Annotated in this window: 3 protein-coding genes; all 3 read right to left on the bottom strand. The window is 71.5% G+C overall.

What is annotated here, in order from left to right:
• Positions 1–827 (bottom strand): adenosylhomocysteinase (locus AB0398_RS34250; RefSeq protein ID WP_366379577.1); only part of this gene is annotated, 827 nt, incomplete at its 3' end.
• A 4-nt stretch (positions 828–831) separates the two neighbouring features.
• Entirely contained in the window at positions 832–1,800 is a 969-nt protein-coding gene (metF, locus tag AB0398_RS34245) for a methylenetetrahydrofolate reductase [NAD(P)H] (protein WP_366379576.1), read from the bottom strand.
• Between the two features lie 17 nt (positions 1,801–1,817).
• The coding region (locus AB0398_RS34240; protein WP_366379578.1) for a vitamin B12 dependent-methionine synthase activation domain-containing protein at positions 1,818–1,940 on the bottom strand (123 nt) is incomplete at its 5' end.

The following is a 1,940-nucleotide window of genomic DNA, read 5'->3' as shown; positions in this document are numbered from 1 at the left end:
GCGCCCTGGCCCCGCAGCGACTCCGCACAGCCCTTGCCCACGTCGCCGTAACCGAAGACCACCGCGGTCTTGCCGCCGATCAGGACGTCGGTGGCCCGGTTGATGCCGTCGATCAGCGAGTGACGGCAGCCGTACTTGTTGTCGAACTTCGACTTCGTCACGGCGTCGTTCACGTTGATCGCCGGGAACAGCAGCGACCCCGACCGGAACATCTCGTACAGACGGTGCACACCCGTCGTGGTCTCCTCGGTCACACCCCGGATCCCGGACGCCAGCAGGCCCCAGTCGAGGGCGCTGTCGCCCAGCAGGCGCAGGACGACGGCCATCTCGTCGTTCTCGGCGGTCGACGGGTCGGGCACGGCGCCGGCCTTCTGGTACTCGACGCCCTTGTGGACGAGGACGGTGGCGTCGCCGCCGTCGTCCAGGATCATGTTCGGACCGTCGGCGCCGGGCCAGGTCAGGGCCTGCTCCGTGCACCACCAGTACTCCTCCAGGGTCTCGCCCTTCCAGGCGAAGACCGGGATCCCGGCGGCGGCTATCGCGGCGGCGGCGTGGTCCTGCGTCGAGTAGATGTTGCAGGACACCCAGCGGACCTCGGCGCCGAGGGCGACCAGGGTCTCGATGAGGACGGCGGTCTGCACGGTCATGTGCAGCGAACCGGTGATCCGGGCGCCGGCCAGCGGCTGCCGCTCGGCGTACTCGCGGCGGATCGACATCAGACCGGGCATCTCGTGCTCGGCGAGGGTGATCTCCTTGCGGCCGAACTCCGCGAGGGAGAGGTCGGCGACCTTGAAGTCGGTGAAGTCGTCGGGGGCCTGGCTGGGCATGGTGCTACTCCGGGGTGTCGAGGTGGAGGTTCTGGTGGATCTCTAGGGTCGCGGTGGACCGGTTGAGGGTGATGTAGTGCAGGCCGGGAGCGCCCTCGGCGAGCAGCCGTTCGGCCATGGCCGTGGCGTACTCGACGCCGACGGCGTGCGCGTCCCCGGGCCGGTCCCGGGCGGCGTCCAGCCGCCGGGCCAGGGCCTCGGGGAAGTGCGCGTCGCTCAGCGCGGCGAAGCGCTCGATCTGCCGGACGTCGGTGGCGGGCATGATCTCGGGGATCACCGGGGTGTGGCAGCCCGCGGCGGCCAGCCGGTCGCGCAGCCGCAGGTAGTCCTCCACCTGGAAGAACATCTGCGTGATGGCGTAGTCGGCGCCGGCCCGGCACTTGGCCGCGAAGTGCGCGACGTCCTCGGACCAGGTCCGCGAGCGCGGGTGGCGCTCGGGGAAGGCGGCGACGCCGACGGTGAAGTCCCCCAGCCGCCGGATGAGCCGGACGAGCTCGTGGGCGTGGTCGAAGCCCTCCGGGTGGGCGGTCCACGCGCCCTTCGGATCGCCCGGCGGGTCCCCGCGCAGGGCGAGGACGTCGCGGATCCCGGCGTCGGCGTACTGCCCGATGATGTGCCGGAGCTCGGCCACGGAGTGGCCGACCGCCGTGAGGTGGGCGACCGGCCGCAGGGTGGTCTCGGCCGCGATCCGCTTGGTGACCTCGACGGTGCGGTCCCGCGAGGAGCCGCCGGCCCCGTACGTGACGGAGACGAAGGAGGGCGCGAAGGCCTCGATCCGCCGGATCGCGTTCCAGAGGGTCCGCTCACCGGCCTCGGTCCTGGGCGGGAAGAACTCGAACGAGAACGACGGCTTCCCGGCGGCGAGCAGCTCCCGGATGCCCGGGGCCCGTCCCGGCCGGGGGCTCGACGGGGCCGGAGGGACCGGCGGGGCCGACCGGGCCTGGTCCGGTCGTCCTTCGACGACTGCGGTCATGGACTCGTTCCTTTCGCTCACCGTGCGTTGAAGTACGTGGCTTCGGGGTGGTGGAGGACGATGGCGTCGGTGGACTGTTCGGGGTGGAGCTGGAATTCCTCGGAGAGGTGGACGCCGATGCGTTCGGGCTCGAGGAGGTC

Origin of the sequence: Streptomyces sp. NPDC086147, assembly GCF_040702165.1 — a bacterium.
Taxonomy (GTDB): domain Bacteria; phylum Actinomycetota; class Actinomycetes; order Streptomycetales; family Streptomycetaceae; genus Streptomyces.
The sequence above is the reverse complement of the archived record's forward strand: the minus strand, read 5'-3'. Positions and strand labels throughout refer to the sequence as shown.